General features: G+C 42.2%; 5 protein-coding genes. 2 read left to right on the plus strand and 3 right to left on the minus strand.

Annotated features, from left to right (window positions below; translation table 11 throughout):
• Positions 1-303 precede the first annotated feature (303 nt).
• Both RH85_RS10205 and RH85_RS10210 read left to right on the plus strand, forming a co-directional pair.
• On the plus strand, positions 304-3,822 hold the full coding sequence (locus RH85_RS10205; RefSeq protein ID WP_006712149.1) for an AAA domain-containing protein: 3,519 nt from the start codon (positions 304-306) through the stop codon (positions 3,820-3,822).
• 400 nt (positions 3,823-4,222) lie between these two features.
• Positions 4,223-4,885 carry a hypothetical protein gene (locus tag RH85_RS10210; protein ID WP_006712150.1) on the plus strand — a complete coding sequence of 221 codons (663 nt, stop codon included), beginning with the start codon at positions 4,223-4,225 and terminating at the stop codon, positions 4,883-4,885.
• A gap of 85 nt (positions 4,886-4,970) precedes the next feature.
• On the opposite strand, the gene cap3 is transcribed toward RH85_RS10210, so the two are convergent.
• The 3 genes from cap3 to RH85_RS22970 form a co-directional block, all read right to left on the minus strand.
• Positions 4,971-5,432, minus strand: a complete 462-nt coding sequence (gene cap3 / locus RH85_RS10215; protein ID WP_006712151.1) for a CBASS system CD-NTase/cGAS isopeptidase Cap3 — start codon at positions 5,430-5,432, stop codon at positions 4,971-4,973.
• Entirely contained in the window at positions 5,422-7,185 is a 1,764-nt protein-coding gene (locus tag RH85_RS10220) for an E2/UBC family protein (protein ID WP_006712152.1), read from the minus strand. The genes cap3 and RH85_RS10220 overlap by 11 nt, the downstream gene beginning before the upstream one ends.
• A 5-nt stretch (positions 7,186-7,190) precedes the next feature.
• A partial coding sequence (locus tag RH85_RS22970) for a CBASS cGAMP synthase (protein WP_006712153.1) occupies positions 7,191-8,310 on the minus strand: 1,120 nt, incomplete at its 5' end.

The following is an 8,310-nucleotide window of genomic DNA, read 5'->3' on the forward strand; positions in this document are numbered from 1 at the left end:
ATCATTAGTAACTTGTGGATAATTACAGGTATGCCTACAAGCGCAATTTTTGCGGTATCTTCCAAAAGTCACCAGTAGCTAAATATTCACAGAATTAATCATTGAATTCATATGGAATTGGGAAAATAGACTTTAATACCTCAACCCCAATTCTTTAACTACTCAAATAGTTATCATCCGCATGGTTCAAAGGGAAAGTCGCCGAGCAATAAATTGTTCAAAGTTCTAACAAAAAACACTCCATTGGTTATAGAATATTCTTCTAAAATCACACGCTTAACACGAAAACTTCAAGGACCGTGTATGAATAATCAAGGCTGGATTCACTATTGGCGTAATTCTCTGGCCGATGCCGATAGTGCGAAAGGTGCACTAAAAAAGCAAGATCTGAAGAATTATGCACGAGTGACAACCGACGAGTTCAAAGAAGGTAAGCTTAAACCTGATTCTGCATTGCTAAAAGATCTGTTTCGTAATGAACCAGATACCCTAACCGCCGTACAAATTCATCATCGACCGGTCACGTATTATCTTCGGAAAGTTCATGGCAAAGATTACTGCGGAAATATGCCTGGTGTACTGACACCGATAGTTTGCTCTTTATGGGTTAATCGTGAAGGACTACTATTTCCCCACACTACGCCATTAATACCTCGTGATTTGCTTACCCCTCAAGGAAATGACACATTTACTATCGCTGACGTCGATAAGCTCGATGAATTCCTGACAACATATGAAATTCCGGCACCGTCTACTGAAAGTATTCCAGCTCAATTCGAACAAGAAGAACAATATCAGAACCATCAAAAAGATTGGTTCAACTACTACGGCCTCACCCAAAAACTATTTGCCGATTACTGCGATAGCAACCAAATCGAGCAGTTCTACGAAGACATTAAAAGTCACGGATTAGTCAACAAAATCAGCGTGTGCTTGGGAGCTTCAAGGCATATTTTAAAACTGTACGATAACCTGAGCAATTCAAGCACAACCTTGCCTCTGCTTGATAGCTACGCGTCAAAAACAGTAACCAACCACGATGAATGTATTGATGTATCTCAGACAGTGAATTTGCGGTTTGGCCACTCAAATAGTCAATTCCCGCTGGCTAAAGCTCAATGCGATGCCTTAGCCCATACCTTAGCCATGCAAGAAGGAGATATTCTTGCGGTAAATGGTCCTCCTGGCACAGGTAAAACAACGTTTGTTCTATCTGTAGTCGCTTCACTGTGGATTGAATCTGCGCTAAAAGAGTGTCAACCGCCGCTAATCATTGCTGCATCGACTAATAATCAAGCAGTAACTAACATCATTGATGCTTTTGGAAAAGACTTCGATGAAGGTGACGACGAACTATCAGGCCGATGGTTACCCGACATTTTTAGCTATGGTGGCTACCTGCCATCGGCGTACGGAGAATTGGAAGCTGCCAAAAGCTACCAAACTAAGCATTTCTATGAAAAAGTCGAGCAGTTGGATTTTCTCGATCAAGCCGAAGCTCATTATTTGGATAGGGCCAAACAGGCATTACCACAACAGAATTTTGCTGATGTAACGCAAGTTAAAGCGTATCTCCTTGCCGAATTGCGCCAACATCAAAACCAGTTAGATTACATCCAAAACAATTGGTATCACTACAACCGCCAACTGAATGACATCCATTCTCGACTGGGGGGCAATCCCCAACAAACATTGGCAGATCAACAACAAGCCGTTTCTAATGCGCAAGCATTGAAAAATAACGCCAAAGAACAGTTAACAGCGTGGCGAAGCTACCTCGGCAATGAATCTACATGGTTAACTCTGTTTAAGTGGTTACCGCCAATCAAGAATAAACTTGAACTTCAGCGCAGGAGTTTCATGTTTAACCTTATTGAGCACGATGAAGAGCAAATTGAAAATCTGCCATCAGACCGATTTGAGAGCCTACTCAAGCAAGTGTTTTCTAGTAAAAAAGACGATTTTGATAATCAAAAAAAACGGTATCAGTCTTGGTTAGAGCAGTATCAAGAGTTTGAGAAATCACAAATGAATTGGCTTGATTCTATCAATATCTTTACTGAAGGCTCTCCAGAACATACTATTCCACAACTGACCGACATCGATTCGGTTTTAGATATCACGACCCGTTTTCGAATGTTCCGCTTAGCTGTCCATTACTGGGAAGCATGCTGGCTGCTCAGTTGCCGAGATTTGGGTCAAGATCTGAACAAGCAGGCAAGGAAAACAGGCTTGAAAACGGTTCGTCCTCGCTGGCAACGCCGAATGATGATCACTCCTTGCATTGTATCAACGTTCCATTCTCTGCCTTCTCATATGACTTACCAGTCTCACGTTGGGAATAATGAATTTGAAACGGATTATCTGCTTAATGAAATCGACCTTTTGATCGTTGATGAAGCAGGCCAAGTAGCTCCAGAAGTTGCCGCTGCCTCGTTCTCACTTGCCAAAAAAGCGTTGGTGATTGGTGATATTTACCAAATCCCGCCGATTAGAAATGTGTGCTCATCAATTGATCGGGGTAATTTACAGCAGCATAAAGTTATCAGCTCTGCTGATGAATACACAGTCATTCAAGAGGAAGGCCGAAGTGTCGTGACTGGCAGTGTGATGCATGTAGCGCAGCAGGCAAGCCGATTTCATTATATGCCGGAAGCTGAGCCTGGAATGTTTTTGCAAGAACATAGACGCTGCTACGATGAATTAATCTCATACTGCAATGAGCTTTGCTATCAAGGCCTCCTAATCCCCAAGCGAGGACAAGCGACCGAAGATAGCCTCTACTCTCCTTTCAGTCATTTGCACGTTGACGGTATCGCGGAATCATTTAGCGGCAGCCGACTCAATAAGTTAGAAGCAGAAACTATCGCTGCATGGCTACATGCTAATAAGGTTGAAATAGAGAATTACTACGGTGAGCCACTGACCAAATGTGTGGGTATCATTACTCCATTTTCAGCTCAAGTGAACCAGATCAAAACTGCGTGTGGTGAATTCAATATCAAAGCAGGCAAAGGGGATGACCAACTAACCGTTGGCACCGTTCACTCTCTTCAAGGTGCTGAGCGCAAAATTATTATTTTTTCCCAGGTGTACACCAGACACAACGATGGCGGATTTATCGATATGGATCCGTCAATGCTCAACGTCGCTGTATCTCGAGCCAAAGATGCATTCTTAGTATTTGGTGATTTGGATATCATTGAAGCTGCGCCATCATCTTCTCCACGAGGATTACTCACCAAGTATCTCTTCACTGACGAGCGAAATGGGCTTAAGTTTAGTGTTGGTCAACGCCCAGATTTATTACAAATATGCGGCCATCCGAAACTGCTAACCAATGCCGAAGAACACGATGCGTTCCTTTCAAAACTGCTGACGGAAGTACAACGAAAAATCGATATCGTCTCGCCCTGGTTAGTGCTAAACAAACTACAATCAACTGGGCAGTTAGAACTACTAAAAACAGCACTGTACAAAGGTATCCAGATAACCATACACACCGACAGACATTTCAATACCACGATAGCAAACCAACCAGATACTAATAAAGTAAAAGCGTTTCAACATTGTTGCGCGACCTTGGAACAGCTTGGTATCGTTATCAATGTGATAAATGGTGTCCATAGTAAAAGCGTTTTTGCTGATGATCGGTATATGGCGGTGGGGTCGTTCAATTGGTTTAGTGCAAGCAGAAGCGGAAAATACGCCAATATCGAGACATCATTAATCTATGCCGGTGAGTTAGAGAAGGAGACCAAAACTCAACTAGACTTCTTAAATAGCCGAAGCTGCAACACAAACAAGCAGCCCGAGACGTAAACAAAAGAACACTCTTTTGTCCCAAAGTGACTCAAAATCATGTTCTGCATACCCCTGGGAGTTAGTAGCTAATTATCCACTTTTAATTAGCTATTACGACGTGAGTTGCATGCCTTTTACATGAATTTTATAGGAGAAAATTTCGAGTTAGAAATTACGTTTGAGACTGCACGTTTCGGATAACTTCAGGTAGGTAAATAAGCCCACTGCAGCTGCTAACAACATAGGACATAAGATTGCTTGGGGCATAAGTGAAAGTCTTCGAAGGGAAACTGCGTTCACGGACCGCATAGATTTTAATGAGCGAGTATTGTAAAGATAGCTTGCGTAAGGTTACGGTCGGGCCTGCCCGACCGTTGGTGTAAAAAAAGAAACCATTCTGGTTCCTTTGGAGGTAGTTATGTGGAAGATATTTCCGAAATTTGGGTTAGCAAAAGTTTTAATGTTTTTAATCTGTTTTCTAGTAACTTCCGGAGTTACTTGGTTTTCCAGTGGTTGGTCTGGTTTAGCGCATTTTTTAAAATTCGATGGTTTCGACGTAATTGCACAATTGACAATGCCAGTTTTGCTTATTTTTATCTTTTTAACTTGGCTTATTGGAACATATGTATGGCGGGCTGTATGGCAAATTCCATATTTAGGGACTAGTTTTCTTAATCAAAAAGTTTGCCCAGATTTAAATGGCGTCTGGATAGGTGAAACTATTTCAACTTTCACAGATGTCGATGGAAATCCTTACAAAAAATCGGTGACATTAGTTGTAAAGGCTTCGTTTTTTAATTTTGATATTCGCCTACTCTCTGATGATAAATACCAGCGAAGCACCGTTGTCCAAAGTGAAATATACAAAGACCAACGAGACGGATCTTTTTACCTCAGTTATATATTTGAGTCTGTCGTTGATCGTCCACTTGAAACAGATGACTCTAAATTCGATGGCTCGGCCAAACTTCATGTCAGGTTTGAAGAAAACGAAGTTAGTTTAGTGGGTGTATATTGGACCAATCGATGCTGGCAGAAAGGCCAGCAGACGGCTGGCACAATTAGCCTGCATAAGTCGTGATTGACGTAACATTCAGGCGCGAATTCATCTACTTACGAGAATGTTGTTCTATACAACCTTCCTACATGACACTTTCCTACTTTAATTAAGCGAGTGACATAGGGAATAATCGGTTACCTATCTTTTTGGCTAGCCAAACCTGCTCTCGGCCCACAATTAGAACAACCATCGGCTTTTGACTGGATATATAACGTAGCCATGAGAACTTATCTGTAAAGGAAGGTGAAGGAATATCTTCTGGATGGGTATGCCACTCTCCAATATATTGTTGAGTTCCATTGGAGAGGCTAAAAGCCACATCTACTTTAGCTTGATGATGCGGGCCTTTTCGATTAATGCTAAAACGATGACGTGTATCACCTTCCCCTGGTTCCGAAATATCACAAATAACCAAGTGAGAACCACGGCGCTCTCCGATGAGAACGCCGCCTGCTTCTTTACTCTCAAAATCGAATTGGCGGTGTGATTGTAAGAGCTCAATTGCACTTTTCATTATAACTACAAGGTTGCCATCGACATCCTTGAATACCAGCTCTTCATACTGCATGACAGATAGCGCAGTTAGGTTGTCGTTTTAGCATGCGTGGCTTTTTAGATCTGCTGCCATCCAACATGTGTTCGTTATATGTCCAAATCATATCTGGCTCTAGTGTATTAAGCACCGCTTCTTGAGCTAACGCCGCGGTTATGTGACTTACCGCAGCATCATACGGCGTAAATGTACTACCACAGCTTGTATGCCTTTCGTCCATATGATTGATGTGTCCAAAGCGGAGATCAGTTTCAGCTCTGTGGGTTTCCGGATTCATCACCATACAACCATAACACTGGCTGCCATTATCCACTAACACTTTGGATGCTCTACCATTTCCATCATTGAAAGCATGGATGATTATTGGACGTCTTCCATTGGAAATCATCCTGACAGTTGAAGCCAGTCTTTTCGATACAGGAGGGCGCCCTGTAGCGTCAATAACAATATCGTACTTAGATAGCATCGACTGAGTGATGGGGAAGTTCATATCAAGGCCTTTAATGTTCTCCGCGATATGCACTGAAGATAACAGGCTTTTTGCTAACGCTTTTGCTTTTGAATGGCCAAACTCGTTTGCAGTTAACGCGTGTCGAGCAAAGTTTTGAGGAGCGAAAGTATCACTATCAAACAAATGAAAATACTTATCTCCACACCCTGCACCACTTCTCAAAAGTAGACTAGCCAAATAGCCACCGATAGTCCCACATCCTATTAGCGCAACACGCTTATCGCTTAAGTTACCAACTCCTGAACGAGAAGCGTTTCGGCTTAAAAGGGTGTTTCGATCTGCTTTAGTTACACTTAGACGAATGAATTTCGTGCATGTGTACTTGCCGCAAAGCAGCGACATTTGGGTTCTTATGCTCGACTTTTTGACACTTTTTAACTTGTGCCGATTTTTCGCTATAGTATTGGGGTTAATTTCAACGTAAACAGCAAGCATGTCTTGGTTGTAAACATCGAATAGTAAGATGTGGCGCTTTTTACCCGAAGTTAGGATACGTTCGATTACTTTGTTTCGAGCATTGTGGTCAACGTTGCTAAGCCAGTTTAGGATATCGCTTAATCTCTTTGGGGGCCATATGACGCCAGCTAATCTATTTGGATTAACAGATATATAATGTGTAGATATCGGACGCTCTTTTAGAAAATTGTCATTAAATTCCCGGTGAGTTGACCATTTAGCCAGCAATTCATTTTTGCCCTTTTCGTCTTTAATCGTAACGTATTCAATGTCACTCTCTCCATTAGGCAACGTTTTTTCACAAAGCCAAGTTGTCAGCCTAACTGTTCGATTAGCCTCCTTGAGAAGAAAGAGCTTTTCTTCTGAGTTCCAGTATTGAGAAAACTCCCCTTCAAGCTCATCATCATAAGGATCGCCAGATTCCATCGAATCCATTGCATTATCTAGAGTTAATTGGATCTGCGAGTCGACATCTTTATAGAGGCTATCCAAATTATTGGGATCCCAGTCAGCTTCCTTTTGTTCGACGTAACAAAGAAGCTTCTCGTTGGATACATGTGGGATTAGTCGCCCCCGCAACACATCTGGGAGATCCAAGATATAAGCAACAGGAAGTTCGGTATGAATATCACCACACAATACAAGAGCGACGGAGAACTCCCCGATTCTGGTTTTATAGTGTTTTACGTAGTAGCCACTTTGGGGCTCTTTCTTATAAATTAGAGCCTCTTTGGGGATGCGGTAGGCTGGGGTATACTTATACCCACAGCTCAATAAAACATGGTGAAGTTCTTGGCTCACGTTCTTTAGCCACTCACCATGGTACTACTGATTTTAGCTGCTGAGCTAGACGGCTCAGGCTCAATACTGAAAGCTGGGGCCGCAGGAGCCGACACAATCAGCTCTTCTTTTGTAACACGATGACCAAATGCTGTGTTGATGATGCTCAATGCATCCTGTTTAGATATAGCATTCTCAGCTCTTTGAAGAATATTCGGAAGCGCTTCCAGTTTTGCCATAATGTCATCTTCTCGTTTGGTATGCTGGTTTAAAGGAGGAAAAAGAAGGCTATTAGCTGTATGGTCTGGACTTTCAATACCTTTACCAAATTCTTTGTGAAGGTTATCCGTAATGACTTTCATTGTTGCATCAAAGTCGTCTTTATTGTGTGGTGTTGTGTCTAAAATACTGACGATGGCTGCCATGAGGCTGATTGAAGATGGACCGCCGACTTGCCATTGGACATCACGCCAAGCCTTTAGGTAACGGCAGACTTTTGGTAAGTGATTGCCTATTCGTTTCCGGCTATGTTCAAACCAATCCTCAACGATTTTCGGGTCGCTGTTTAACCATTTCTTTTCTCCGTCCCGCAACGCCAAGTTCACACTCTCAGTATCAACTTCGTACGATTCAGGTTTGGCGTCTTCAGCCTCCAAAGATCCAAGGATTAAGCTACGGTTCATTGCCATTTTCATAGCTTTTTCTTTTTTTAGAAACTGATCTTTGGGGATAGCATACATGGGCACATCAATGTGTGTTTTTTCATGCTTTATTTTGATTCTGCCACAGGTTCTCTTCGTTTCAAATACCCAACCCGAGCGTTCAGCAGCCAAAGATTTAAGGGCTGAATCTACAAGCAGAATGAGGAGTGTATGGCCAACTTTAGGATCAGATTCGAATATTGGCATCGGTAAATATGTGCCGTCATCGATGTCCATTTCCTGACCTGGATGAAAAGGCTTATTCAAGGTATCGTACTTAAAGCTACCCTGAGTCCAAAACCTTGGAGATAAATCAGAAAACTCTTTTCGTGCTTCATCATCCATCAGATAAATTAACTCGGCGACTTTTACTTGTTCTTCAGGCGACAGGTACTTAAGCTTTGTATTGGAGACTCGAAGCCATACATCATGTTTATTAAGTTTC

This window comes from Vibrio ichthyoenteri ATCC 700023 (assembly GCF_000222605.1).
GTDB classification, from domain to species: Bacteria; Pseudomonadota; Gammaproteobacteria; order Enterobacterales; family Vibrionaceae; genus Vibrio; species Vibrio ichthyoenteri.